Source organism: Pseudomonas sp. KBS0710 (assembly GCF_005938045.2).
In the GTDB taxonomy this organism is placed as follows: Bacteria; Pseudomonadota; Gammaproteobacteria; order Pseudomonadales; family Pseudomonadaceae; genus Aquipseudomonas.
Genome location: NZ_VCCF02000001.1, coordinates 917,008 through 941,322, shown reverse-complemented (window position 1 = coordinate 941,322; position 24,315 = coordinate 917,008). Strand labels below are relative to the sequence as shown.

Annotated in this window: 27 protein-coding genes; 4 read left to right on the top strand and 23 right to left on the bottom strand. The window is 56.3% G+C overall.

Features of this window, described 5'->3' with window-relative positions:
- Nucleotides 1-443: 443 nt before the first annotated feature.
- From FFI16_RS04500 to FFI16_RS04485, 4 genes are all read left to right on the top strand, one after another.
- Nucleotides 444-2,819: a membrane-bound PQQ-dependent dehydrogenase, glucose/quinate/shikimate family gene (locus FFI16_RS04500; RefSeq protein ID WP_138814307.1), complete on the top strand. Its 2,376-nt coding sequence runs from the start codon at nt 444-446 to the stop codon at nt 2,817-2,819.
- An 820-nt stretch (nt 2,820-3,639) separates the two neighbouring features.
- A complete protein-coding gene (locus FFI16_RS04495; RefSeq protein ID WP_138814306.1) occupies nt 3,640-3,855 on the top strand; it encodes a hypothetical protein in 216 nt (71 codons plus the stop codon).
- A 494-nt stretch (nt 3,856-4,349) separates the two neighbouring features.
- Nucleotides 4,350-5,453: a protein kinase gene (locus FFI16_RS04490; RefSeq protein WP_138814305.1), complete on the top strand. Its 1,104-nt coding sequence runs from the start codon at nt 4,350-4,352 to the stop codon at nt 5,451-5,453.
- Nucleotides 5,454-5,456: 3 nt separating this feature from the next.
- On the top strand, nt 5,457-7,085 hold the full coding sequence (locus FFI16_RS04485) for a hypothetical protein (RefSeq protein ID WP_138814304.1): 1,629 nt from the start codon (nt 5,457-5,459) through the stop codon (nt 7,083-7,085).
- Here the strand turns inward: FFI16_RS04485 and FFI16_RS04480 are convergent, their stop codons facing one another.
- From FFI16_RS04480 to FFI16_RS04375, 23 genes are all read right to left on the bottom strand, one after another.
- A complete protein-coding gene (locus FFI16_RS04480; protein WP_138814303.1) occupies nt 7,086-8,057 on the bottom strand; it encodes a hypothetical protein in 972 nt (323 codons plus the stop codon).
- Nucleotides 8,030-8,734 carry a hypothetical protein gene (locus tag FFI16_RS04475; RefSeq protein ID WP_138814302.1) on the bottom strand — a complete coding sequence of 235 codons (705 nt, stop codon included), beginning with the start codon at nt 8,732-8,734 and terminating at the stop codon, nt 8,030-8,032. Before FFI16_RS04475 ends, FFI16_RS04480 begins: the two co-directional genes overlap by 28 nt.
- The gene (locus FFI16_RS04470) at nt 8,731-9,285 is read right to left on the bottom strand and encodes a DNA-binding protein (RefSeq protein WP_138814301.1); all 555 of its coding nucleotides are present in this window, start codon (nt 9,283-9,285) and stop codon (nt 8,731-8,733) included. The genes FFI16_RS04475 and FFI16_RS04470 overlap by 4 nt, the downstream gene beginning before the upstream one ends.
- Entirely contained in the window at nt 9,282-10,184 is a 903-nt protein-coding gene (locus FFI16_RS04465; RefSeq protein WP_256666229.1) for a hypothetical protein, read from the bottom strand. Before FFI16_RS04465 ends, FFI16_RS04470 begins: the two co-directional genes overlap by 4 nt.
- A gap of 16 nt (nt 10,185-10,200) precedes the next feature.
- Complete coding sequence (locus tag FFI16_RS04460; RefSeq protein ID WP_178112631.1) at nt 10,201-10,698, bottom strand: hypothetical protein; 498 nt, start codon at nt 10,696-10,698, stop codon at nt 10,201-10,203.
- Nucleotides 10,695-13,034: a phage tail protein gene (locus tag FFI16_RS04455; RefSeq protein ID WP_138814299.1), complete on the bottom strand. Its 2,340-nt coding sequence runs from the start codon at nt 13,032-13,034 to the stop codon at nt 10,695-10,697. Before FFI16_RS04455 ends, FFI16_RS04460 begins: the two co-directional genes overlap by 4 nt.
- An 8-nt stretch (nt 13,035-13,042) precedes the next feature.
- Nucleotides 13,043-13,567 (bottom strand): phage tail protein, encoded by a 525-nt coding sequence (locus FFI16_RS04450; protein ID WP_138814298.1) that lies wholly within the window; start codon nt 13,565-13,567, stop codon nt 13,043-13,045.
- Entirely contained in the window at nt 13,564-14,736 is a 1,173-nt protein-coding gene (locus FFI16_RS04445; protein WP_138814297.1) for a baseplate J/gp47 family protein, read from the bottom strand. Before FFI16_RS04445 ends, FFI16_RS04450 begins: the two co-directional genes overlap by 4 nt.
- On the bottom strand, nt 14,733-15,050 hold the full coding sequence (locus FFI16_RS04440) for a DUF2590 family protein (protein ID WP_069553415.1): 318 nt from the start codon (nt 15,048-15,050) through the stop codon (nt 14,733-14,735). The genes FFI16_RS04445 and FFI16_RS04440 overlap by 4 nt, the downstream gene beginning before the upstream one ends.
- Complete coding sequence (locus FFI16_RS04435; protein ID WP_138814296.1) at nt 15,047-17,407, bottom strand: phage tail tape measure protein; 2,361 nt, start codon at nt 17,405-17,407, stop codon at nt 15,047-15,049. Before FFI16_RS04435 ends, FFI16_RS04440 begins: the two co-directional genes overlap by 4 nt.
- 6 nt (nt 17,408-17,413) lie before the next feature.
- Entirely contained in the window at nt 17,414-17,557 is a 144-nt protein-coding gene (locus FFI16_RS30425; RefSeq protein ID WP_370881244.1) for a hypothetical protein, read from the bottom strand.
- A gap of 20 nt (nt 17,558-17,577) precedes the next feature.
- Complete coding sequence (locus tag FFI16_RS04430; RefSeq protein ID WP_053253849.1) at nt 17,578-17,865, bottom strand: putative phage tail assembly chaperone; 288 nt, start codon at nt 17,863-17,865, stop codon at nt 17,578-17,580.
- Between the two features lie 32 nt (nt 17,866-17,897).
- The gene (locus FFI16_RS04425) at nt 17,898-18,356 is read right to left on the bottom strand and encodes a lysis system i-spanin subunit Rz (RefSeq protein ID WP_138814295.1); all 459 of its coding nucleotides are present in this window, start codon (nt 18,354-18,356) and stop codon (nt 17,898-17,900) included.
- Nucleotides 18,356-18,889, bottom strand: coding sequence for a lysozyme (locus FFI16_RS04420; RefSeq protein WP_138814294.1), 534 nt, complete (start codon nt 18,887-18,889; stop codon nt 18,356-18,358). Before FFI16_RS04420 ends, FFI16_RS04425 begins: the two co-directional genes overlap by 1 nt.
- Entirely contained in the window at nt 18,886-19,092 is a 207-nt protein-coding gene (locus FFI16_RS04415) for a hypothetical protein (RefSeq protein WP_053253846.1), read from the bottom strand. The genes FFI16_RS04420 and FFI16_RS04415 overlap by 4 nt, the downstream gene beginning before the upstream one ends.
- Nucleotides 19,089-19,307 (bottom strand): TraR/DksA family transcriptional regulator, encoded by a 219-nt coding sequence (locus tag FFI16_RS04410; RefSeq protein WP_138814293.1) that lies wholly within the window; start codon nt 19,305-19,307, stop codon nt 19,089-19,091. The genes FFI16_RS04415 and FFI16_RS04410 overlap by 4 nt, the downstream gene beginning before the upstream one ends.
- Nucleotides 19,307-19,756, bottom strand: a complete 450-nt coding sequence (locus FFI16_RS04405) for a phage protein (protein ID WP_138814292.1) — start codon at nt 19,754-19,756, stop codon at nt 19,307-19,309. The genes FFI16_RS04410 and FFI16_RS04405 overlap by 1 nt, the downstream gene beginning before the upstream one ends.
- A 3-nt stretch (nt 19,757-19,759) precedes the next feature.
- Nucleotides 19,760-20,887, bottom strand: a complete 1,128-nt coding sequence (locus FFI16_RS04400; RefSeq protein ID WP_138814291.1) for a DUF2586 domain-containing protein — start codon at nt 20,885-20,887, stop codon at nt 19,760-19,762.
- Between the two features lie 11 nt (nt 20,888-20,898).
- On the bottom strand, nt 20,899-21,579 hold the full coding sequence (locus FFI16_RS04395; protein WP_138816519.1) for a virion morphogenesis protein: 681 nt from the start codon (nt 21,577-21,579) through the stop codon (nt 20,899-20,901).
- Nucleotides 21,569-22,018: a phage tail protein gene (locus tag FFI16_RS04390; RefSeq protein WP_122527441.1), complete on the bottom strand. Its 450-nt coding sequence runs from the start codon at nt 22,016-22,018 to the stop codon at nt 21,569-21,571. The genes FFI16_RS04395 and FFI16_RS04390 overlap by 11 nt, the downstream gene beginning before the upstream one ends.
- Nucleotides 22,015-22,476, bottom strand: coding sequence for a head completion/stabilization protein (locus FFI16_RS04385; protein ID WP_106576231.1), 462 nt, complete (start codon nt 22,474-22,476; stop codon nt 22,015-22,017). Before FFI16_RS04385 ends, FFI16_RS04390 begins: the two co-directional genes overlap by 4 nt.
- A 97-nt stretch (nt 22,477-22,573) precedes the next feature.
- Nucleotides 22,574-23,299, bottom strand: coding sequence for a phage terminase small subunit (gene gpM, locus FFI16_RS04380; RefSeq protein ID WP_138814289.1), 726 nt, complete (start codon nt 23,297-23,299; stop codon nt 22,574-22,576).
- Nucleotides 23,296-24,315 (bottom strand): phage major capsid protein, P2 family, encoded by a 1,020-nt coding sequence (locus FFI16_RS04375; protein ID WP_138814288.1) that lies wholly within the window; start codon nt 24,313-24,315, stop codon nt 23,296-23,298. Before FFI16_RS04375 ends, gpM begins: the two co-directional genes overlap by 4 nt.

The following is a 24,315-nucleotide window of genomic DNA, read 5'->3' as shown; positions in this document are numbered from 1 at the left end:
CACCTTCAGCAAACAACAAGAACTTTCAGCGCTGTCATCAAAAAGTGCCTAACCACTACAAAACCGTAACGCCTAATTTAAACAACGATAATAGTTTAAGCGCTGGCCCAACCTCAAAACCTCTGCCTATCGCAATCCTGCCGTCGCAGTATATTCCAAACACAACCCGACAAAACACATCTTGATCAGCAAGAAATCGAAACGCAGAGTTTCATAATTGAAACGACCAGAACCCGCTAATTAATCCTCAGCCGTGAAACAATGCAAATATCAAATAGCTATTTCTGCAATCACCGGCTACTCGATACGGCTTGAACGCCCGTCAGCCTAATAAACTAAAACTCAACCTATTCATCGCACTACAACACTCGATTACTAAAGCGCAAGTTCACTAAGGCGCGATCGGTCTCCGATGCCTTACGTCCAACCTTAGGGGTAACCATATGTCTGCACAGTCAAGCAGTCCTACACGAATACAAGCTTTCGTAGCCGGACTGGTTAGCTTCACCTTCCTGTCCATGGGCTTTTTTTTGGTTTGGTTCGGGCTTGAACTCATTGATCTTGGAGGTGCTTACTATTACGCGCTTTATGGCGTATTTATGATAGCGATAGCTGTGTTGTTGATACGACGCTCTGAGATGACTGTAAAAGTATCCTTGGTGGGTACCGTTGCGACAATTGCATGGGCCCTCTGGGAATCAGGAGATAGTGCCTGGTATCTTTTCCCACGAATATTCGCCCCCATCGCGGCCACACTAGCCATCGTATTGCTTCACTTATGGCTCCCTTGCACGGGCCCTAAAGCTTATAGGTCGCGCACTCAGGTTGCTCTAGCCTCTGTCTTGACAGTTGCTCTGTGCCTCAGCTTCGGCAGTCTGTTCATCGTCCATGGAATTGCCAAAGATACCAGCCTTGTGGACGATGAATCACTCAGCGATTCGGGGCAACCGTGGACACAGTTTGCTGGCTCCAACGCGCGACACGGTCACGTCACTTACAGCGAAATCAATCGTAAGAACGTAAAAAATCTCAAGATCGCTTGGATGTATCGCACTGGAGATATCGCTAAAGACGGCGCAGAAGATCAAAATACGCCGCTGGAAGTAGACGGCACTGTTTATGTTTGCACGCCTGCCGATAATGTTATCGCACTGGATGCTGATAGTGGATTAAAAAAATGGGAATTCAAGAGCGAAGCAAAATCACCCATTTGGCACCGGTGCAGAAGTTTGGCGTATGTGGACACTTCAAAAAACACTTTACGAGCACCTGCATCAGTGCCAACCGATGCTAACTGTGTTCACCGAATTATATTGTCAACTTACGATAATCGCCTTATTGAGTTAGACGCTGAAAAAGGCATTACATGCAGCGGCTTCGGTAACGAGGGAAGCGTTGACCTCAAGACTGGTATGGGAGAAGTCTCACCTGGTTATTACATGCAAACCTCAGGGCCTACTCTGGTCGAAAACGGCATGATAATTATCGCCGGCTGGGTGTGGGACAACATGTCGGTTGACGAGCCCTCTGGAGTGGTCAGGGCTTTCGATGCGGTGGACGGTGCTCTTTTGTGGGCATGGGATTTGGGTAACGCGCGCATCGACAAACTTCCACCCGCAGGTGAAAGCTACACACGAGGTACTCCAAACGTTTGGGCATTTCCAACCGTCGATGAAAAATTGGGCTTGGTGTTCCTTCCTACGGGCAATTCGACTCCAGACTACTGGGGAGGAAAAAGAACCGCAGCGTCGGATGAATATAGCTCTTCTGTTGTCGCGGTTGATTATCGTACGGGAAAAGAAAGATGGCATTTTCAAACAACCCACCACGATGTGTGGGACTACGATGTGCCCGCGCATCCGAATTTGTACGACATACCGGGTAAACAGGGCGCTCCTGACATTCCCGCACTTATCCAGATCACCAAGCGCGGTGAGATCTTCATGCTGGACCGCAGAACAGGCGTGCCATTGTCGCAAGTGGAAGAGAAACCCGTTCCCACTAACGACCCTGCGCAAGGAGAGCGCCTCTCTGCGACGCAACCCTACTCGGTAGCGATGCCGCAGATCCGTGGAGGAAAACTGCGGGAAGCGGACATGTGGGGAATGACGATGTTCGATCAGTTATTGTGCCGGATCGAATTCAAGAAATATCGATACCAGGGTGATTTCACTCCCCCCTCCGTAAAGGGCACACTGGTATATCCGGCAAATACAGGGGGCATGAATTGGGGCGGCGCCTCTCTGGATGAGAAGCGCCACTACTTGATTCTTAACGACACTCGTATCGTGATGTTATCGAAGCTGGTCCCCAGGGATCAGACGCCACTAAATGCTGGGGACGGTCACACGGGCTATGCCCCGCAGACAGGCACGCCTTTCGGCGTAATTAACCAATACCTCATTTCCCCGCTGGGCGTGCCTTGCAACGCGCCATTGCTGGGCACCTTGACCGCAGTCGACCTTAGCACCCACAAAATCGCTTGGCAGGTTCCACTCGGCACGCCGGCTGACACCGGCCCGCTAGGCCTGAAGACGCACCTATCGATGGAAACAGGAATGCCTTCAGTCGGCGGCTCCTTGACGACTGGCAGCGGGATAACCTTTTACAGTGGCACGCTGGACTACTACCTCAGAGCTTTCGACACAGATACAGGGCGCTTGCTCTGGAAAGGAAAGCTGCCTGTTGGAGGTCAAAGCACCCCAATGTCTTACTTATCCAAAAAGTCAGGTAAACAATTTGTAGTGTTAACCGCCAGTGGATCTCGTGGCTCGCCTGATCGGGGAGATTACGTAATCGCATTCGCGCTGGATGAGTAACACGTGAATGGAGGGCTAGTTATAGCTTGCTCAACTCGCGAAACAGCATGAGCTGAAACGAGTCTGGGCAACTGATCTTTTGGTAACAAAGCAGAAGAAGCAGAACAGGGAAAAAAATAGTCTGCACGATGAAGCCTGGAGCCCTAAGGGCTCCAGGCTCAAACTACGCAAAAAATGAGTGGAAAATAGAAACCACTGAATGCAAAAAGGCCCCGATAAACGGGGCCTTTAGGTACTTAATGTGGCGGTGAAGGAGAGATTCGAAACTACCCGCAAAGTCACTTTCATTATGCAAGTCCCCGGTTTACGCGGGCTGCAGCGATGCTATCACTCTAAAAAATCGGCTTTCTCAGTCCCATGGTGGTCCCATGGGTTTTGCACCAAGTTAGTGCGCGAGGGTTGGAAGGGGGTAAAAAACGGGGTGTCGCCCGATTTATGTTGAGGCATGGGAAAAAGGTAATATTGGTAATAAGCTTGATAAAGCAGAATAAAACCCTTTAATTTCAATAGCTTGATAGAAATTTAGAAAGGTAATAATTTGGTAATTTATAGGTTAGGTCATTACCTTTTCATCGGGTAATTACTGACAGGCTCAATCCCCAACAAAACCGGGGACTTGGACGAATATTACCTTCACCATTACCAAATATTACCCCTCAAGGTAATGCGTCAAACCCACGTACTACGCGGGCTGTGGCGGATTTAATGCCTTTCCTAACCAAAATTACCTTTTTCCCAGCCCTGGTTCCAAAATCGCCATCTGTTTGGCGAGTCCTTCAGCTTGGGGCTAGTCTGAGAGCTCACAATAGGAACCCCTTGTATGGCGCATGAATATTCGCTCTCAGATGTACTTGAAAGGATGTATGAAAATCAGTTGGCACTTGAAGCCGCTGTGATGGAACTCACGCTACGCCTGGAACAACATGGCTCCGTAGAAGTGGGTGACAACGTGCGTGGTGCCTTAGAGGCAATCGGTGAGAACGCGGGGCATATCAAGCAAGGTTTGGCCAGATTGAGAAGGCCAGGCGCCAGCTAATGAATCGAGACAAATTGTGAAATGCCGCAATCTCGGCAAACCCAAAAGATTCATGGCTTATGACAGCTTTCGACCTCATCGACGGCAGCCACGGTCGGCGAGAAAAAAGACCTATCTCGTTTTGGAAAATACCCTTACTCCTGTATTTTTCTGTACACAGACCAATGAATCCGGGGCCTCCAGCCCTGCCCCGTCCGTAATCGTCAGCTGCACCTCCGTGCAGTCGCCCTGCACTTCTCTTCAAAACTTTGCAATCTGTGAAACTGCCGGCACCCTGAAGAGCCCCCCGGCCCGTCTGGGCTGCCGGTTCGTTTGCACTACATCTGGATTTGCACAAAAAAAGGACGCAAACCCCGTCGGCGGGAGGGGGATAAGTGGTTTTACAAAGACTTTTTTCTCGGCGTCGTGATTGACATGTCATAGCAAAAAGCCAGACCTTAGAGAGGCCAAGAAATAAGCCAAAAATTCTAAATGGCAAGACATGGAGACCGTCAATGCTCGATAACACCCCAGCAACGCGCTTAAGCGGCATTACCCTAACGAACGGTTGGACTGTAGGGAAAATTTTAGCGGTAGGACGTGCTCAAGAGGGTGATGAGGGGAGCGGGGGTACGTTTTCGGTGTCTTACGTAGTAAGCAAGGATGGTAAGACCGCATTTTTAAAGGCATTTGATCTTGACAATGTTCTAAAAAAACGTGGAACCCGTTCTTGGATGGAGACGTTGCAACAAGAAACTACTGCATTCAACAATGAAAAAGGGCTAAACAGTTTTTGCGTTAAGTCTAAAATGCGTCAGGTTGTTAGAATCATAGAACACGGCGAAGTCATGGTCCCGCAAGTACCCGGCGACATGGTCAATGAAATTCCATACATGGTCATGGAGTTAGCAGACGGCGGTGATGTTCGTAGCTACATAAAACAAAATAACCTACATGACCTTTCAATTAAATTTCGGTACTTGAAAGAAATTGCATTAGGCATCTCACAATTACATGCAGAAAAAATCAGTCACCAAGATATCAAACCTTCGAACGTAATGATTTTTGAAAACTCAGGCGCGAAGATTGGCGACCTCGGTCGCGCCAGTGTCCAAGGCTCTGTTGGGGTTTATGACGGATGGATAGTAGCGGGCGATCACGGATACGCTCCCCCAGAGCAACTATATGGTCTTACACTTAACGAGTGGGTTGATCGCCGCGAAAGATGCGATTTATATCAATTTGGTTCTATGATCAGCTTCCTTATATTCGGAGTCAACGTAAATACAATCATACAGCGCAGGATCCCTAAAGCCCTATCACCGAAAAGATGGGGGGGCGGACAGAGCACTTATGCGCAGGCTTTACCTTACCTTCAAAAAGCGTTCTATGACGGTCTTGAAGAATTTAGGACTACTCATCCGGAATGGTTAGGAAAAAGAGTCGTGGATTTGATTAATCAATGTTCGAATCCCGACTATACTATGCGTGGAGCAAAAGGCGTAATGGGTAAAAAGAACTATTTGGGCCTAGGTTTCAATCGCTTCGTGAGTGAACTCGACTATTTGAGTAATGAAGCGGAGCGTCAATCAATAATCGCTGCAAAACGGAAGGCATGACTTATGAGCTTCCATAACAATGAGTTTGACCGAAAAGTATTACCAATTTGGGATGACTCTGCATTGTCGGGAGGGTTATCTGAAAACACCTCTTTAAGAAATACAACCACAACAGTGACTTCTGAAAATCTCTCAGACAAGCTCATACTTGAGCTAAAGCGTAGTGACAAGGTTGGCATCGCTGTCGAATTATTGAATGTAGCTTCACTTGAACGTGAAGATGAAGCATTAACATTTGCAGCCAGACGAATTCTAAAAGAAAGTGGCCTCCCTACTCCTATAACAATCTTGGCTCAACAAGTTCTAGGACAGGTAGAAGAAGTCCAGAAAAACTTAGAATTCTATAAAATAAGAAAGTTGCGCGCCCATCTAAGTCAACAACCAAGGAATGCTCTTGCCTGGGTGGACTTAGCGAGAGAGCATGTAATTCTGGGTAACAGCAGCCATGCAGAAAAAGCAATGACCATTGCTCTAAACTTGGAGCCAAGCCACAGATGGGTTACTAGGGTAGCATCACGACTATTTGTTCATATCAATCTAATTGACAAGTCTCACCGACTGCTAATGAGTCATCCTGGTATCCGTAATGACCCGTGGATCGCTTCCGCGGAAATAGCAGTATCCGAGTTATCTGGCCGCACCAGCAAAAATATTAGCACATCAAAAAAACTATTAGAAGCGGGTTTTAATCCGAAACACACGGCTGAACTTGCAAGCGCGCTAGGCACACTAGAGCTATCCGCCGGAGCAAACAAAAAAGCCAAAAATTATTTCCGAAACTCATTAGAGGCTCCGAATAGAAATGTATTAGCGCAAGTAAAGTGGGTAGAGCAAGCTCATGACTTGAAAGCCGGCGTTCAAATTACAAATGAACAAATGGAAATGGCTTTTGAGGCAAAAGCGTGGGAGAACTACATTAACGGAAATATTAGCAAAGCTTTATACTTCTGTATGGAGTGGTACAAATCCGAGCCATATTCAAGTAAACCACCAATGCTCGCAACTTACCTCGCCGCACTAGTCGACAAGTATGACATAGTGATTGGAGTCGCAATTGAAGGCCTCAAAACCAATCCAGACAATCTCACGCTAAAACTAAATAAAGCTTATGCCGAGATAGCAAAAATTGGAATCCCCACTGAGCAACCAGTAGACGAGGCAACCATACTGGCATGGGTAACCTTCTTCAAAGACATAATAAGAAAAGATAAATCGAGCGCATCTCATGCTGCTGCCAATTTAGGCATGCTGTGTTACCGCATTGGTTATTTAGAAAATGGAAAAGACTGGTATAATTACGCCGAAACCCTATGTAAAAGCGAAAGTGCTGAAACTCTCGCTATGTGTTCCACTTATCATGCTCGAGAGGCAATCATTGCAAAAGCCGCATGGGCAGATACCGTTTATTCCACAGCTAAAGATCTAGTACAGAAAGCAAGTGCATCAGAACTACCATCAGCCCTTTTCTATATGAAAAAAATAGAAATCCTAAAACACACACCTGATAATTGGCCGGAAATTCTTGGCGCAGCAAACAAGCCTTTAATTGAGCTACCTCCTAGTCGCGAAATATTCACTTATAAGAGCAAAGGAATTGAATCGACAGTAAAGTTTTATCTTCTCAACTCATAACTAAAGCGTAACCACTAACAGCTTTTTAGCAAGCCGACTTGCGACATAAGAGTTATTTTCAAACATAGAGGCATTGCTAGGCGCAGGTGTAGGACCATGTGTATGGGTGGCTAATTGAGCATTCATTTGATGAACGAGAGTCAGTAAATCACCAAGCACCTGCAGTACATTTGTTTCTTCCGACCCTAACCAGGTCTTAGGCCCCACAAGTCGCTGACTTACCGCCGCGACACTCTCACGCAGCCCTTGAATCCTTTCCTCCATATCGCCACCCACCGTGGCGTTGTGCTTCTGCCCCACTACCAGGTTCAAGTCGCGCCCGGTCGCCTGGTGCAGATCATCCACCGCCGCCAGGCTCGCAGATCCTCCCGACAGCAGCTTGAGAGCGCCCAGGGCTTCAAGCGTCTTGATGCCTCCCACCGATTCGGTTGAATGGTCGTCCACTGTCTTGGTGTGGCTCTGGTACCGCTCGGTGTTGCCCATCGCCTCCACTTCCCGCTCGATAGCCTTGTCCAGGATCTTGCCGTCGGTTTGACGCAGCCAATTGCCGTCAGCGTCTACCCGCTGCTGACAGGCCTCACTGTGCTGCCACACCTGATCCCCCTTCGGCACGCTGGGCATGCTCAAGCCATGCGGCAATATGGTTTGAATATAGGGCTTGTGCGGCAGGCCATAGGCAAAGCACACCACAACCTGGGTACCTTCCTCGGGAAAGGCATAGATACCCATCTCTTCGCCACCGGTGGGCAGTGGCAACGGCACGCCGGTAAGGATCGGCAGCTTGGTGTCTGGCTCGCCGTCCGGCCCCAGGACCTCGATGTCGACCGCGTAGCGCGGCCGGAAGTCATCACAAATGCCGGCGCCGGCCGGGGCATCTGCCACGGCTACGACCCGGGCAAAGCGTGGCAGATGGTAACCGCCGGTGAGTTCGGGGAATTGTCGTTCTACGCTGCGGCGGATTGCGTCGTCCATCGGATGGCCATCTGGTTGTCGATGAGCGCCACACTGGTGATGCGCTCGCCGTGGTTGATCGTTGCACCTGGTCGCAATCCTGGAAGGGCTGCAATCATCGCGCTCTGGTTGCCCTGGTAGTCGTCGAACAGCTCCACCGGCAGCTGCAGCGGCGAGCGAACGCCAAAGAAGCTGTCGGCCCAACTGCCCACGAACACTTCCCCGTCCCCCTGCTGCTGCCAGATGAAGTCGGGAATGTTGAAAACTCGGGCCAGGCTGTCCATCGCTTGATAGCCGGCGGCCAGGCTGTAGAAAAAAGGCGCCTTGACGCTGGCATACGGCTGTTCCGGTACGCGAAAGCGCAAGCCCGTGTGCTGGCTGATCTCAACCAGGACGGCGCGTAGGTCGACGTGGCGCAGGTTCAGCGGCAACGGGTTGGCCAGGATCGCGGCCAGTTCTCGGCAGAACAGCACCTGCTGGGTGCTGCTGGCCGTAGTGGAGCGTTCCACGTAGCCGATGAAGTGACGCTGCAGCGTGCTGCCGTTGTAGCCGATATCGAGCGTTACCAAGCCTTTAACTGGCGCTTTGGCCTGAATGGTAAACGTCGCCCGACCGGGGCTTTTTGCGTCCAGCCGGACTTCGTTTTTCACCAGGACGTAGGGCACGCCGTTGATGGCCAGCTCCTTGTGCATCTTCATGTCTTGTCACTCCCACCCAGCCAGCCATCCACTTTTTTCAACGTGGCTTCGAAGCCGGTCAGTTCCTCGGGTCCGTCGCTCGAGTCGCCACTGGTGCCGCCGGTACCACCGACTGCCCCTCCTGGGCCGGACTGCGTGGTAACTGCGTTGCCCGATCGCCGCCCTTCGACTTTCTCCGGGTTCGACAGCTTTTCAGTCAACGTGAACTGAATCAGCCAGCCGCGCAGGTTGTCGTCTTCACGGGCGCTGACGCCCTCGGTAAAGGTCACCTGGCGCATGCCGAACGCAGCGGCGGTGTCATTGAGGATGCGGTATGTCTTGAGCTGGCCACCGCCTTCGGTCGCTTCCACCAGGCGCATCAGGTCACGCAATTGCACCTGGTCAACGAAAGGGATCATCAGGCTGACCGTCAGGGTCTTGGGTTTGAAACCCTTGTGCCCCTTGTCGGTGTTGCTGGTCTGGCCCGACAGGTCGTCGCTCTCGATGCGCAGGTTGCCGGTGACCTTGAGGTTCTTCCCGCGCACCTCTTGCCCGTCAAGTAGCAGCGTCATAGGCCCACCAGCTCGCGAACGAAACTCAAACCCTTCTCAGATCCCACCAGGAGCGCGCCCGCGCACAGCACCCACTCATGCCCCGGAGCATCACCCGCTAACAGCGCCTGGCGTAACTCGGTGGCGTTGCCAGGGCCGATCATGCGGGCACACATGCTGCTGTCCGGGTTGCCATCGGCCAACAGCGCTTTCAGGTCGGACAGATGCTGATCACGATCCCTTTGCTGAGTCGCCTTACGGTTGGCCAGTGCGGCAAGGTCAGCCATGGGCGAGCTGTCGGCCGCGTAACCTTCCAAGACGGCCAACTGGCCGGCCATAGATTGCTGCGCGGCCTTGACCACAGTGCAGCGCTCCAGGGGCAGTGCTTGCCAACGCGGCAAGGTGCCGGCGGCGGGAATCTCCCACTTTTCTGTCTCCAGCTTCGACAGGTGCCGTGCACGGCGTTCAGCTCTCACCAGGTCAGGCATCGGTACCAAGGCATTGAAGCGCGCCAGGCTCGCCGCCAACTGATCAAAGCGTGTGGAAAGGAACATAAGGCACAGGGCGAACTGGGGGCCGTTCGGTCGCCCGGTGTCGCTGACGTCAACCAGTTTGCCCGCCAGCAGCTGCAGCAAGTTCGGCGCAGACAGGAAGCGCTGATAGCCGCGGCCCTGGCCGATACCACTTTGAAACGGCGTCACTACCAGGCACGCCGGCGCCTCGCCCAACTGCTCGGTGATTGCCGAACGACCGGCCGCTATCGCAGCTTGAGCGGCATCACCGACCGGCCCAGGGCTTGTTGAGGTTTTCCCGTTGAGGGCCGTCAGACGTTTAGACGTGCTGGCAAGCTCGCCGCCGGCCAGCCCCTGAGCCGCTGACAGCTGCCCCATCCATTGGGTGGCTTGCTCGGGCCAGCGCATAGTTACTGGTGCCCAATCATTCGCCATTTTGTAGAACCGCGCTCAACCAGGCAGGGGCTTTGGGCTGGGTCGACTCCGCCGGATAGCGTTTGGCTTTTGGCCAGTCTCTAACCGCCTGACGCCAAGTCAGCAGAGCTGTGAATTGCTCAGCAGTGATTGGCAAGTCCCCGCCCAAGTCGCGGGCGTCGCGGTATTGAGCAACGAGCGTTTCCGTTTTCTGCAAACTTGTTTCAGCCCAAAGTCTTGCAAGTACAAGAGGATCTGAATCGACGAAAACATCCTCCGCATATTTTGAGAACTTCCCGCCGTCGTCCAGGTAGGCGCGAATGGCCTGATACAAAGGCTTGTTGTAGTCCTGAGTAACATGACAACGATTACCGGCAACGGTGACCACAAAAGTTTTGTCCGCTTTAACTGACACGTCGCTGAACGTCACCATTACTTCCGCAGGCGGGGCAGATGGTGAATCCTCGATCGGAGCCGCAACTTCATTCTTTTCAAATTCCTCAATCAAGGTGCATATCTCCAAGCAAAGCCGTAAATAGTTGCTCCACCAGCAAAAGAAATAACTGTCCCACCAGGTGCGTGGCCACTTTTGCCAACAACGCCCTGGCCGGATATGTAGTAGTGCATCAGCGAGTAACACCATGACCCGCCAGGTGGGAGCTGTACTGACGTACCGGTTACTCCGACACCCATAAAGTTATCGCTATCAGGCCTGTAAAAATTCTTCTCGCCCCACTGCAGCCCCATGTCGGAAGTATCTACTTGGGTACGCATACCTCGGCCTTGGCTATCCCAACCGTAGCGAATTTTGTTAGAGGCTTGGCCGGCGCCGCCTCCCTGTTCTACGGGCGTGAATCCAAGCTGGGTCTGTAGGTAGTAAACCTGCCCATTCTCTTTATGACGTAAGTACGGATAAATAGGATTCCCACTGGCAAACCCGACCGTGGACACTGAGTCGCCTACTGTTCTCAGCAAAAGTTGCTGATTGGTTTGTTCCACTGTATAGGCATTGGTAATTCCATATTCAGCGAGAGTACTACCTTTGTTTGCCTTATCATCAGGGTTAAAATTATAAGAAGACCAGACAACACCGAGATCCAAACCGTCAACGGTAGCTTTTAGCCCCGCAGAACTCCACCCGATGCTAACAGCATTGTCCAGCTGCCCTATTCCGCCACCTTGCCGCACGGGCGTAAACCCCAGCCTTGTTTGCAAGTATTGAACGAGCCCGTCTGACTCCCGGCGAAAATATGGAAGCCTCGCGTCATTCCCGGCAAAGCCAGCGGTCGTTATTCCGTCCCGAATAACTCGGTAGTTGATCTGTTGATTTGTCTGATCGATTGTGTAGGCATCGGTAATTCCATAACCCGCAAGAGTGCCTGCTTTATCGGCCTTCGAACTTGGATTAAAGTTGTTTTCAGTCCAGATACGCCCCAAGTCGATATCATCAACGCTCGCCTTTAAGCCGATCGAGGACCAGCCAATACAAACTCTGTTGAAGGTCTGACCAGCACCACCGCCTTGCTTTACAAAGCCGTTGGCCACCTCACCTCGGGTGTAGGCGTCAGTGATCCCGTACCCCCCCAATGTCGTGGGATTATCGCCTGCAAAAACAATCCCCTTCGCGTTAACCGCCACTTTTGTGTAGCCACCGGGCGTTACCCCACTATTAGCCAGCGTCAGCGCAATTTCCGGGTCAGCGGTGCCGTCAAACGTCGCGCTACCTGTTGCCGCGCCACTAAATTTAAACGTACGCGCCGTGGCCAGCTTCAAGGCTTTGCCGGCCGCTGTGGTGCCGGTCATCAACGCGTTAATGCCGGCATACAGGTTGTTACGTACCAACTGCACCATATGCGTGGTGGCCAGTATCCAAGGATCATCCGAGTTTGAATCACTGCTGATGGCATTCGGGATCTGCCCCAGCCCCACGTCATCCTTTGTCGTGGAGCGAGCGCGTAAGCCAGGATAATCACCAGTACGAGCGGCTAGGTGCTTGATCAACTCGCCGGTGATCGGCTCAACGGCTCGCAGATCGCTGATTGCGGCCGTTGTTGGCAGTTCCGCAATGGGCACCAGGTAATGCCGTACACCTGCGCTGTCGGTGTAGTCCTGCTTGTCCCAACCAAACACAACCTGGAACGTACCGACCACATCGCTTAATTCGCGCTGCAGGCGTACGTCAAGCCATGCAACGTTAGGGATTGAAGGAACAGCAACAGCTTGGGCGCCTTTTAGCTCCAGCCGAACACCTTCAACATAGGCAATGCCAGGTTTCAGGCTGTACGCATTGCCCACTTTTTGCAGTTCAAGCGCACTGCCGTGGAAGCAAGCGCGCCCGAAAACGTCGCGATTGCTCAAGCGCTCGCGCTCATCAATGCCGCTTAGGCGCACGGTGAAGTCATGCTGCCAGGTGCTGGCATCGATCTTGATCCCGGTCAGCGCCTGGGCGCCGTCAAACACCACCAAAAAATTACGCGTCACGTTGTTGCCGATTTGACGCGGCGGGATGTTTCGGCGCTTTTGCTGTACCGGCACATACGCTACGGCCAGCAATACGTTTTCACTGGTCTCAAGGCCGATCCAGTTGAAGTCAAAGTCCCCAATATCGCTACCAAGCATCAGGCTATAGACCACCTGGTTCGGATTCACGAAACCTTTCTGGGTAACGTCATAGGTGCCGACGATTTGTGCCGGCACTGGCTTGCCCGCTGTTCGATCCACACCGGAATTCGGGTCAAGTCCGGGCACGTTGGCCAGGACAAATCGGGCAACGCTCAGTGATTGTTGTGCGCCGAGTTTCTGCGCGATCAGGCTTTCACCTGCAAGGGTAATGCTGGCTCCCATGGGGGCTCCTACAGGCTGGCAACCAGCGTTTGCTGGTCGTCGTTGAAGTCCACCGCGACGATGCGCAGTGATACGGGGGTGATGGTCACGAAGTCATAGCGACGGCAGGTGCGGCCGTACTGTTGAATCAGTACGCGCATCAGCTCCGGGTTTTGCGACAGTTGAGAATCGGAGAGGCGCAACAGCACCACGTCCCAATCCCGATCGGGCAACCGCTCGTTGATCTCGACATAGCCAACGCCCAGTCGCTGCAGGATGCGTTTGAGTCCAGCCGTGCTGCCGGCGTCGACCGCGTTTATGAAGGCAAACTTCACCCGCAGCCGGTAGAGGCTTTCCGGCTCGTCTTTGAAACGGCTGATATCGCGCTGCCAGGCCAGCAGATCGAGGACGGTCAGGTGGCAGGTGTCCGCGTCCATCTGCAGGAGTGGCCACTGCAGCCAACTTTCGACCTTTTCCCACCAGGACTGGGCGGCGGCTTTCAACTTGGCCAACTGCGGGCCGTCCAGCCAGAAAGGCAAACTCAGCTTGATCATGCCGGCACCACCTGCAGGGTCTTGATCCTGGGAATGCTCAGCTCTGACACGATGTCGGCATTGTCAAAATGCAGCGACTCGATGCCGGCGAACTGCTGGTGAAGCTCTTCGCCCAAGCGGCTGAACGAAAAGCGCGACTGGGGATAGGTCAGCGTCGGCTGATAGTCGCCCGTGCCGCTCTCGCGAAAGGCTGCCCGGATGAACTGCCCAATTTCCGCCTGCAGCTTTTCGCGCTGCTCGACGGTCAACAACGATCGTGGCCACCAGGTGAGGCTTAGCGCGTGCTGTGTCTCAGGCATGACCATCACCAGCAGGTCATCACCGTGGCCATGGTTGCCCTGGTCGCGGATATGCGCGTTGATTTGCTCCAGGTAAGTCGCCGCCGGCACATCCGCATCAAACAGCACATAGGCATTGGCGCTGCCCGGGCCACGTGGCGCGCCGTGCAGGAAATACACGCCATCTGGCCGCACGCCTGGGAAGGCTGAAATCATGGCGCGGTACACCGAGTCGGTGTGCCACTGGTTGACCGCCGAGAACTGGTTGCGTGTGCGCAAACGCAGCTGATCGTCCGGTTCAGGATCTGCACCTGGTGCAATCAGCCAGCCGTCCGCGTTCACCACCTGGGCAATGCCGGCAATCGGGACGGGCAGAATGGCGTAGTAACCCGGGGCCAGGTTGTAGCCGCTGCCCACTTCCTGGGCTTCTACCGGGACTTCCAGCTGCAGCACGCCATCCGCGAAGGTCACGGCCTGGGTGGTGATCAGTTGGTAAATATGGCCGTTGATCGCAGCCGATTGCACCAGGACGCCGGCGGGCAGCTCCAGCACGCCACCGGCGACATCGCGGGTAAACAGCAGCACGCCTTTGGCCTTGGTCGCCCCTTTGCGCTCGACGTTGACCGCCCAAGCCAGCATGTCCAGCCACTTGCCCACAGCGGTTTTAACAAAGAAGTTGGGCAGGACGGTGCCGCTGACAAAGTTGATCAGCCACAACACCGGCTTGGTCACCAGCGCGGTGATCAGCCGCCAGAACGGCGAGTAGGCGCTGGTGTTGCTCAGCTTGCTACCTTGCGCGGCAACTTCGCTTTCCCAAGCCTTGCGCAAGCCGTCCTCAGTCACCGGAATGCCGCTGTCTGCCAGCGCTTGTTTAAAATCTACGTCGCTCACAGCGTCACCTCGATATCGCCAAATTTCAGCGTTTTCGCCGTGACCAGGTAGCGGCCAGACTCCACTTGTTTAATCAACGCCGTACCCGGCACCAGGCGCGCGTCGGCCTCTACCAGCAGTTCCAGTTGTTGGATGCAGTCGCGCTGACGCAGACGGCTGCGCTCGGCCACCAGCGTGACCAGCAACCCGCTCTCGCGGATCATGTGCGCGATGTCCTGGGCGATGCTGGCCCGGTCCTCGATCAGCAGCGGCTGACGCGATGGGTCCAGTACCAGGTCGTTGTCCATGATCAACAGATCGATGTATTCGCTCATCCGCCCACCGCCATGGCCAACATGCCTTCCAGTTCGAGCGGATTCATTTGCTTGGCGGTGTGAATGTTGACGTTCTCCACATGAGTGCCCTTGTTCTGGGTTTGATTGTTGTTCTGGATGCTGGCCAGGAAGCCGCCCCGGGGCACGGCGTCAGGCCGTTTCGGAGACAGGCTTGATACCGAGCCGTTGATGCGCTGCTGGCTTTGCTCAGCCTTTTCCGTTGGAGCGGGAGCGGTGACCAGGGGCGGCGTCTGCAGCGGCTGCGGGACAGTCAGCTGCGGCCCGATCGGCGCCGGCGTTTGCACCGGTGGCACTGCCACCAGCTTGGGCAACGTGCGCGGCAATTCCTTGGGCGTCTGGGGCTGTGCCACCGGTGCCAGGACCTGGGACGGAAGCTGTGCCGGCGGCTGCAACGCTGCAGGTGCGGCCATGGCCGGGGCCGGAGCCAATACCAGTGCCGGCGCCTTTGCCGGGGGCTGCAACGCTTCCAGCTTCGGCATCAGTGGTGTCGGTGCTTTTGGCGTAGGAGCCAGCACCAGGGGCGGTGCCTGGATCGGTTGCTGGGGCGCGCTCACCAGTTGCGGCAACAACGGCGCTTCCACTTGCGGGGCACTGATGGTGGGTAGCTCGGGCGCCGCCGGCATGTCCCCGAACGCCGCTTCAATGTTCACGCCAGGGATCTTGTTCAACATCTCGATCAAGCCATTGATAGCGCTTTTAAAGACGTTGACGATCGCGTCCCACGCGGCGCTGGCCATGTTCGACCAACCGCCCATCGAGTCGAACCACGCCGACAGCGCAGCCAGTTGCCCGCTCACCCACTGGAACGCCTCGCTGTTGAGTAGGGCGCTGGTCCAGTCGTCCCAATAGATGATCGCGGCCGCCACGGCCGCGACCAGGGCAACAATGCCTATCACGATCCAGGCCACCGGGTTGGCCAGCAACGCGGTGTTGACCAGCCAGATCGCGCCCTGCCAAAGCAGCATCGCGCCCTTGACCAGGCCCATCCAGGCGACCATCAGCACCAGGCCGGCCACGAACCCCACCACCATGACGGTGTGGTACAGGAACATGGCGATGCTGCGATAACCCGACCAGGTGAGGGCATTCCACACCACAACGGCCCCCAGCCATGCCATTTTCGAAAGCCCCACGGTCAGTGTGAGCAACGACATGGCGGCGGTAATCGCCAGGAACGATAGGGTTACGATCCCAATAAGCCGTGTAATGTTGGGGAACAACTGGGTCCAGCGAGTCAACGTGCTGGCAATCCCCACCAGGCGCTCCATCAGCGGGGTAAGGATCGGAATCAACGCCTGGCCAAACGCGATACGCAGAGCCTCTACAGCGGCCCCGAACTGCTGCCACGGGTCCACCATGTTCTTGGCCATGCGTTCGGCGTTTTCTAAACCACGCACATTGCCCAGTCGCTCCATGCCGTTTTTCAGGCGGTCTGTGTCGCCCATCAGGCTGGTGATCAAGCGCGCCGCTTCACCGCCGAACGCATCGCGCAGTTGTTTACCGTTCGCCTCAATCGATAGATCGCCAAACTTACCTTTCAGCTTGTCCAGGATGTCCATCATCGGCAGCAACTTGCCCTGCTGATCCACGAACTTCATGCCGAGTTTTTCAGAGGCCGCGCTGACGTTTTCAAAGAACGATTTGTAGAGGCCGCCGGCCTCCCCGCCGTCCATGGTGCTGCCCAGCGTGCCCAGCACGGCCATTTGCTCAGCCAGGCTTACGCCGGCGGTGCTGGCCAGGCCACCGGCAGCCTTGAACGCCTCGCCGATCTGCTCACCACTTGTGCGAAACAACTGCACAGCCGTAGCGGTCTGACCCGCCAGGGTCTCGACCCACTGGCCCTTCCCCATGGCGTCGGCCTGGCCTTTGAACAGGTTGTACATCGTGCCGACGTAGGTGCCCATGGTCGCCGCATCAGACTTGGTGGCCTTAGCCAACACGTTGCTGGCATTGGTGAAGGTAGCCAACTGGCTGCCGACCATCCCCTTAATGGCGCCATCGATCTGATACGCCGAGGCGACAAAATCCCGGGCGTTCTCTCCGTACGCCACGGAAAACTCCAAGGACTTGCGGTTTAGCGAGTTCAGCGCGTCTTCGGCCACGTTCAGCGATCGGACTTCGCCCAGGGCGCGGTTCATCTCCAGGGCGGGTTCCATGGATTGGGTGATACCGACATACGCGCCCGTGATGCCCGCCAGACCAAAACCCATGGTTTTGATGTGCTTTTCGCTCTGTTCGGCCAGGTCGGAAAAGCCGGTTTTGACCTTGCCCATTGGCGCCGTGACCTTATCGGTCAGGCTCAAAATAAAGGCCAGGCGGGCGCTTTTGTCAGCCATCAGTGTTTATCCGTTGAGTGCGTAGGCAATGCCATTGGCAATGGCGATTTCCATGCGGCGCCAATGCTCGTCCTCCAGCCACTTGGCCGTTCCCATCACCTCGGCGGTGGGCTCGGCACCTGGTAGCCAGCGGCCGGCCAGGGCCACCAGTTGGCCCAGGCCGTTTTCGCTCAGTCGTTCGGCGTGGTCGAGGGCTTTTTTACGGTGATTTCAATGTCCGGGCCGTACTCTTCCAGAAGCGCGCCGGCCAGTTGCATGACAAGCACCGGGTTACCCAGCTGGGACTTGAGGGTGGCGCGCTGTTCCTGCTTAACGGTGGTCACCAGCAGGTTGTTGGCTGGTGACACCTTGTTGGCCTGGGTGACTGCGTTGAAGTACTTCGTGACGTCCTGCGGGGTCAGTGCGAAGGTGAATTCCTGCTCGCCTACTTCCAGGGTGATATCGCGTGTATCGGTCATGAGTGTTGCTCCGTTCAAAGGTTGGGTGTCAGTTATGGTTGGCGCGGGCAAACCCGCAGGGCATGGTCTTGCAGGCCCAGGATCATTTGCCGGCTGAGGGCAAGCTGATCTCTGAGGGTGAAATAATCCGATCGAGCGTCTGTTGTGAGTTCGGCGGTGGCTGCATCAGCCACGCCGCCGGCGCCGGCACTGGCGGGCACTGGGGCGCTGCAGGTGGCGTTGAGGCGCAACCGCTTACGGCCAGTAGCAACATCAAGGCGCAGAGCATCGTTTTCAGCACGTTCATGGTTCAGTTCCTGGGTACGTTGAAGGTCGATGGCGTCACGCTCAGCCAGCATTTCGCCGCTGATCCGCGCCGCCTCTCGCAGGCCGTTCACTTCAAACAGCGCCGCGTCACGCTCGATTCGTGCGGTGTCGCGCTGGCCCTGCAGCAGGTCAAAGCCGAACCAGGCCACCAGGCACAGCACCAGGATGAAAGTGCCTTCGCGCATCACAGGCCCGCCTTACAAAGCTCGGCCTCGGCCAAGCGGCGGTTATGCAAACCCCGAACAAATACCTTCTGGCCATCAGGCTTGCTGATGAAGGCCCAAACCGGTGTTTTGCCGTCAGGTGCCCAGGCAAGCGCCTGGCAGCCCTCTTTTATGCGGCCAGCATTGATCAGGCCCACGGCGCGACTGGCGCATGTGCTGGGCGTGCCGAAGTTGTGGCCATGGCTGCTCAGGGCGTCGAACGTGTTCTGGTCCACGTCCTGATTGGTGATGCAGTCGGCCAGCTGCAGTTGGCCTTTACTGATCACCAGCCGCTCCACCTCGTTGCAGCGCGCATCCGACCAGTAATCACCGACAACCACCGGATACGGGCTGGTATGGCCGGTGATGCCCTTGCACACGGTTGGCAGCCCACGGGCCAGCTTGTCGGCATAAACCATGTTCTGGCCGTTGCCTTCCCAAGTGGCCAGGAACACGACGAGTGTGGAGCTGCAGAGCGCGATGGCGCCGGCGGCGATCTTGCCGCGCAGGCTCATGGCTTAACCTTCCAATCGCGCAGCATCTGGCGATACTTGGGAACCAACAGCAGGATCTGCAGCACCATGTAAACGGCAGTCAGCATGTAGGCGACAGCCGACCAGTCGATGGCTCCTGTCGCCCCAGTGGCGGCTACACCGATCGCAGGTGACGCCTTCGCCAGCGCGATGGCGGTGTCCTGGGCCGCCTGATTGGTGCTCATCGCTGCATTCCTTTTTCGAAAAAAGACTGGCACGGGACACAGCGGGTCTTGCCGCCGAGCGCCTGGCGCGCTGCAGGAATCTCGTTATCACAGTCCTGGCAGTGATTAAGGCTTGGGCCCGCTGACTCACGCCGGGCCTGGGCCAACTGGGCGTTGATAGCCTGGTCCCGCTGACGTTGTTCCAGGGCTTGGGCGCGATCGAACGGGCATACCATCAGCTAATGCCCTCGATCTCGGTGGAGTCCAGGTAAGGCACGCCGTTGATGCGGATAAAGTCCGGACTGGTGACCTCAAACGGCACCTTATGCTTGGTCTTCTCGCCGCCCTTCGGATCAATGCTCAGCAGGCTGGAAATCTTCAACTTGCAGCCGAACGCCTCGATGCGCAGCTCGTCGTCGCCAGCTTTGGCGAAGAACACCACGTCGAACGGCTCCAGCTTGCGGAAGCTGCCGGCAGTGCGTGCCGCTTCGACCACCAGGTTGAAGTTGGTCGAATCCAGCTCAACTTCACCTGCCGCCGCCACGTCACCGTCGACGTAGCCGTCAGGCACGCCCCGGGTTTGCGCGGTTTTGCTGTTGTCGGTGATATCTAGGGTGCAGCTTTCGACGTGTACCTGCAGATCGCCCAGGTTCACGTCAAAGTTCTTACCGCCAATACGTGACATGGGTTACTCCGAATCGTCGTTGGAAAGATCCAGGGCGATGTTCGCCGTGAGGTCTTTCGGGCAGTTGTGGGGCTTGAGCTTGATGTACGCCTCGACGGCGGTTTTGCTCTTCCAGGTCAACACGATGTCGCCGTCTTTCGGCGTCTCGATCTCTCCCGGGAACACCTGGCCGGCGAACTTGACCGACTTGGCCATTTGGCGCAGTGGCGCCATCAGCGCGTTGACGTTCACGGCCATGCTGTTGGGGGTGTTGTTCAAGCGACGATCAGCCACACGACGGATCAGCAGCGGCCGCACCTGGCGCGCCGCCTTGCCCGTCAGGCGCAGATATTCGATTACCTGGTAGTCGCTGCCAGGGGTGTCCAGCATGTTGCCGTCACCCCAATAAACACCCGGATAGTCCGGGTAGGTCTGGGAAACAGAAAAGCGGGACTTGTCCAACTCGGCGCGGATTGCGGACGGCAGCGGCACGCCATCTTTATCGACCGGCACACTGCCGAGACCGGTTACGGCACCGGTGGCCACACGCATTGGGCTGTCGGCAATACTCACGGCAGCGTTGGCCAAGCGACCGGCCAACACGCCCAGGTCATTGCCGTGCAGCTGCGGCACCGCCATCACACGCGGCGCGGCCACGTTGGCGGTAATCGCCTTTTGCTCGGCCACATATTCCGACCAGGACTGCAGCATTGTCGGGCTGGCAGTTGCGGCCATGACAAACAAGCGACGGCCGTAGACGTTATTAACCAGCACAGCCGCGTCGTGCATGGCCGTCAGGTCGTCGCCCTTGGTCACAGGCTGCGTGATAACGACCGCCTCGACCGAAAAGCCCTGCTGCTGGCAAGTCTCCAAAGAGGCGCGCCAGTCGGTATCGGCCAGGATCGGTGCCGCCAGACAGGCCCAGCGATCGCCGCCGTTCAATCGTGCGGCGGTGATCTGGGTTTTCAGGTCGCTTGCAGCAGTACCCAGGGCGGCATCGAGGTCGCTTTCGGTATTGAGCGGCACCAGTTTGCCGATGTTTTTGGGAGCGGTTTTCGGGCCTGGCCCGATGTATAGGAAATAGCGCTCGATCTCAGTCACGGCGCCTTGGCCCAGATTGAGATTGTTAACGCTGACTTTGCCAAGTGCCATGCTGTGCCTCGTTAGCGGGGTGAATTAAGGATTTGTTCGAAGACCTGGTTAACCAGCTCGCGGGTTTCGCCGTTGGTTTCCACGCCGAGGAACTGGCGTTTTGGCAAGGTTATGTCCCAGCTTTGCGCGCCCGTTTTCTCTGTTTGTTCGTCGTTCAAGATGCGGATCAGCAAGCCGGCCTTGGCGTAGTTCACATGCTCTTGAATCCATGCCACCGAAGGCCTGGCCAGCGCCTTTTTGCCCTTCTGGCGAACACGAAAGCCCAGCCGGCGCAGGCGCTTGGCCTGTTTGTCGGTGCATGCAATGCCTGGTGGGACTTTGTTCCAGCGCCGCATCTGCGCAGCGGTACGTCGCTCGCTGACGCCGTTGTGCTGCTGGGCAGCGACCCAACGGGTCAAGGCGTTTTTCCAGCCCAGCTCGGCTTCATCCGAACTGACGCGGGTGACCTGCAGCAGCTTGGCCAGGCCGGCTTCCATCTTCTTTTTGCCTTTGGCGCTGCCCTTGCGTTCAGCGAACGGGGTGCCGTCGGTGTTCTTCTGCTCGCGCACACGCTTACGGCTCATCGTCCGCACGCGTGTGGTCACTCTGTTCAGCAATCGCCGGCGCAGCTGCGGAGGCAGTTCAAGCAACGCCAACTGGGCGTCGACGTCGAGCAAGCCCCTGATATCGAGGTCCAGCGGGTTAGCGGCCATTGCTGCCCACCTCGCCATGCTCGGCAATCCACAGATCGAACGGGACGAAGGCCCAGGTTTTGCCGAATGCCTCGATCTCGCCGGCAGGGTCTTGGGCGAGGTATTGCGGCTCGACGAACTCCAGGGACAAGTCCACGTCGAAGGTGTCCTGGTCGAGGGGTTCAACGGCAAACAGGGGCGCCGGCAGTTCGTGGCGGTTCCGGTCAGGATCGTGGGTTTCCAGCCAACTACCCACAAGGGCCATCAGCCTGGCCGGATTGCCGGCGAAGCGTTCCAGGGAGAACACAGCGCGATAGCGCATGTCAGCCATGTGCAGGCCGTCGCGGTCGGGTTTCCAGATCAGCTCAAGGCTGACCTGCTCGGTCCAACTGTCGAACTGCTCAGGCTCCACCAGGTTGCGGGCCATCAGATAGGCGGTCAGCGCCTGCAGCTGGATCACAGCAACGCCGCCGTGATGCGGCCACGGCCCTGTAGGGCACGCACGGCTTGCTGGCTGAACGCCAGGAAGGTTTCGGCACGCTCAGGCGCTTCCTTGCCGGTGTTTTCGGCGCTCTCGCGGCGGGTGACGGTTGCAAACTGTGGCAGCAAACTGCCCTTAGCGCGGCAGTACACGGCGCGCTTGTACAGCTTCACTTGGAAAGTACGTTCTGGCAGCAGCGTGGAATCTGCGGACTCGACACGCGTCATGCCGTTGGCCTTCCAACGTGCTTTGCACCTGGCCAGGTCCGTATTGACCTCGACCATGGCGGTGTTCAAGGCGTCGGCCAGCAGCTCTACCAGGTACTCCGCCGGCAGGCGTTGTTCCTTTTGGAATTCGGACACCGAGAGGTCTGGCCAGAAGCCGTCGTTCTCGATCGTCAGTTCCACAAAGGTGGTGGGTTTCCCGGAAAAGCTCATTGCTGGCCGCTCAAATAGGGCGGGGAGCCTGTTTTCAGTGGGACGGTCCATAAATGGGCGGCTCACTTCCACAGGTCCCCGCTGGGGGGGTAGTCAGTTATTCGGTGGCCGGGTTAGCGGCCGTTTGCTTTTCCAAGGTTCTGCGGATCTGTTTGATGCGCGTGTTGTTGCCGGCCTGGGCGTACAACTCCGTCGAACGCTCCAGGTGCTTGAGCGCGGTTTCCCACTGCTCGGCCTCCATGGCGCGCATGCCGATCAACTTGTGGTACTTACTCGGGATCTGCTCCGTCAGGTTCCACTCACCATCAACTCGCGGCAGTAGGTCGGACAGGTAAGGTTCCGGGCTGCGCTTGGCGGTGTATTCGGCGTAGGCCCATTCGCACACGGCATCGGCAACAAAGGTCTGGATGTCGCGGCGCTTGAAGCGCTCCGGCATCTGCTGGCCCTGTTCCATGAGGAAGTCAGCAAGCTCCAGGGCGTCTTCGAACTGCGCGGTATCGAACAGCCAGACCATGACCTGCACCGCAACGCGGTTGGGGAAGTTCAAACCCGATTCGCAGTAGCGCTGGACGTACTCCTGGTACTTGGGCAGCAGCTCGTCGCGCTTGAGCGACTGTTTACTGGCCAGGTTATTGAGATCACTCAGGCGCGCCAGGTCCTGATCCAACGCCGCTTCCTGCAGCAGCAGGTGCTTGCGGGCATTGGCAGGGCTGCTCAGGGCTTCCGCCGGCGAGTAAGGAAGCGCTGCGGAAGCGGCAGCCGCCACAACGGCGGCGCCTCCCAGGGCGATGGTTCGGCGCTTGTGCGCGAGGGCCAGACTCACGAGACCAGCTCCACGTTCTCGGTCATGGCGAACTTTTCCAGCTGCTCGATCACATAACCTTCGTTGCGGCTGTTGTAGTCCTCGACGCGGGATCGCTTGGGGTTGTCGATGGTCTGTTTACGCCAGCTGGAATCCTGGAAATAGATAGACAGGTTGTCCCAACTGGTGACGACCACGCCGTTGACCGGGAAGAACGGCACGCTGAAGCTCGGCAAGCCGCCATAGGTGGCGATCACCTGGGCTTCTTCGATGCGCTCTTTTTCGGTCGGGGTATCGCCCTGTTTCGAATACAGCTTGGCTTTGTCTGCGGCCAGCAGATCCGTGCCGATGATTGCGATCAGGTCGCCGGCATCGCGCAGGCGCTCGTCAACCAGTTGCTTGGTGTCATGCACCAGGGCATCGAGGTTGGCATAGTCGCCACCGGCGCCGAGGGTGACTTTGCCCGCAGCCTTACCTTCCTTGAGTACCTGGGCCGGGATCTGCTCACGGGCCTGCTGCAGCCAACCTTTGTTGACGTCCTGCAGCATTGGATACTGCTTGATGTCGGTCTGTTTGGCAGCGTGCGTGCCATGGAAGCCGACCATGATGCGATCCAGCGCGATCTGCTTTTGCACGGCAGCGGAATAGCGCTGGTGGAAGTCCGGAAACTTGGCCCAGGCGTCGATTTTGGCGTACGGCAGGCCCACATCGGACTCAGTGGAAGACAGCTCATAAGTGGACTGATCCAGCGCCGATGCGTCTTTGGCTTCGCGGTCCTTGGACGTGGTGTCTGTGCGACCGGTGACTGGCCCCGACACACCGATGAAGACTTTCTGCCCCTTGATCTCGGTCACCGGAATGACGTTGATTCGTCCCAGGAAGTCCGACTTGGCCGTAATAGCGTCGTTCAGTTCCTGGGCAATCGTCGGATCGACGCTGAACATCTTGGTGGCAAGGTCAACGCCGTAGCTTTCCGCGATGGCGACCTGCAGTTCTGCGAACATTTGGGCGCCGAAAGCGCTCAGGGAGTAGGCCAT

What these genes read in the sequence shown, in the direction of transcription:
- FFI16_RS04500 (WP_138814307.1), top strand. Translation starts at nt 444, where the DNA reads ATGTCTGCACAGTCAAGCAGTCCTACACGAATACAAGCTTTCGTAGCC.
- FFI16_RS04495 (WP_138814306.1), top strand. Translation starts at nt 3,640, where the DNA reads ATGGCGCATGAATATTCGCTCTCAGATGTACTTGAAAGGATGTATGAA.
- FFI16_RS04490 (WP_138814305.1), top strand. Translation starts at nt 4,350, where the DNA reads ATGCTCGATAACACCCCAGCAACGCGCTTAAGCGGCATTACCCTAACG.
- FFI16_RS04485 (WP_138814304.1), top strand. Translation starts at nt 5,457, where the DNA reads ATGAGCTTCCATAACAATGAGTTTGACCGAAAAGTATTACCAATTTGG.
- FFI16_RS04480 (WP_138814303.1), bottom strand. Translation starts at nt 8,057, where the DNA reads ATGGACGACGCAATCCGCCGCAGCGTAGAACGACAATTCCCCGAACTC.
- FFI16_RS04475 (WP_138814302.1), bottom strand. Translation starts at nt 8,734, where the DNA reads ATGAAGATGCACAAGGAGCTGGCCATCAACGGCGTGCCCTACGTCCTG.
- FFI16_RS04470 (WP_138814301.1), bottom strand. Translation starts at nt 9,285, where the DNA reads ATGACGCTGCTACTTGACGGGCAAGAGGTGCGCGGGAAGAACCTCAAG.
- FFI16_RS04465 (WP_256666229.1), bottom strand. Translation starts at nt 10,184, where the DNA reads ATGCGCTGGCCCGAGCAAGCCACCCAATGGATGGGGCAGCTGTCAGCG.
- FFI16_RS04455 (WP_138814299.1), bottom strand. Translation starts at nt 13,034, where the DNA reads ATGGGAGCCAGCATTACCCTTGCAGGTGAAAGCCTGATCGCGCAGAAA.
- FFI16_RS04450 (WP_138814298.1), bottom strand. Translation starts at nt 13,567, where the DNA reads ATGATCAAGCTGAGTTTGCCTTTCTGGCTGGACGGCCCGCAGTTGGCC.
- FFI16_RS04440 (WP_069553415.1), bottom strand. Translation starts at nt 15,050, where the DNA reads ATGAGCGAATACATCGATCTGTTGATCATGGACAACGACCTGGTACTG.
- FFI16_RS04435 (WP_138814296.1), bottom strand. Translation starts at nt 17,407, where the DNA reads ATGGCTGACAAAAGCGCCCGCCTGGCCTTTATTTTGAGCCTGACCGAT.
- FFI16_RS04430 (WP_053253849.1), bottom strand. Translation starts at nt 17,865, where the DNA reads ATGACCGATACACGCGATATCACCCTGGAAGTAGGCGAGCAGGAATTC.
- FFI16_RS04425 (WP_138814295.1), bottom strand. Translation starts at nt 18,356, where the DNA reads ATGCGCGAAGGCACTTTCATCCTGGTGCTGTGCCTGGTGGCCTGGTTC.
- FFI16_RS04420 (WP_138814294.1), bottom strand. Translation starts at nt 18,889, where the DNA reads ATGAGCCTGCGCGGCAAGATCGCCGCCGGCGCCATCGCGCTCTGCAGC.
- FFI16_RS04415 (WP_053253846.1), bottom strand. Translation starts at nt 19,092, where the DNA reads ATGAGCACCAATCAGGCGGCCCAGGACACCGCCATCGCGCTGGCGAAG.
- FFI16_RS04410 (WP_138814293.1), bottom strand. Translation starts at nt 19,307, where the DNA reads ATGGTATGCCCGTTCGATCGCGCCCAAGCCCTGGAACAACGTCAGCGG.
- FFI16_RS04405 (WP_138814292.1), bottom strand. Translation starts at nt 19,756, where the DNA reads ATGTCACGTATTGGCGGTAAGAACTTTGACGTGAACCTGGGCGATCTG.
- FFI16_RS04400 (WP_138814291.1), bottom strand. Translation starts at nt 20,887, where the DNA reads ATGGCACTTGGCAAAGTCAGCGTTAACAATCTCAATCTGGGCCAAGGC.
- FFI16_RS04395 (WP_138816519.1), bottom strand. Translation starts at nt 21,579, where the DNA reads ATGGCCGCTAACCCGCTGGACCTCGATATCAGGGGCTTGCTCGACGTC.
- FFI16_RS04385 (WP_106576231.1), bottom strand. Translation starts at nt 22,476, where the DNA reads ATGAGCTTTTCCGGGAAACCCACCACCTTTGTGGAACTGACGATCGAG.
- FFI16_RS04375 (WP_138814288.1), bottom strand. Translation starts at nt 24,315, where the DNA reads ATGGCCTACTCCCTGAGCGCTTTCGGCGCCCAAATGTTCGCAGAACTG.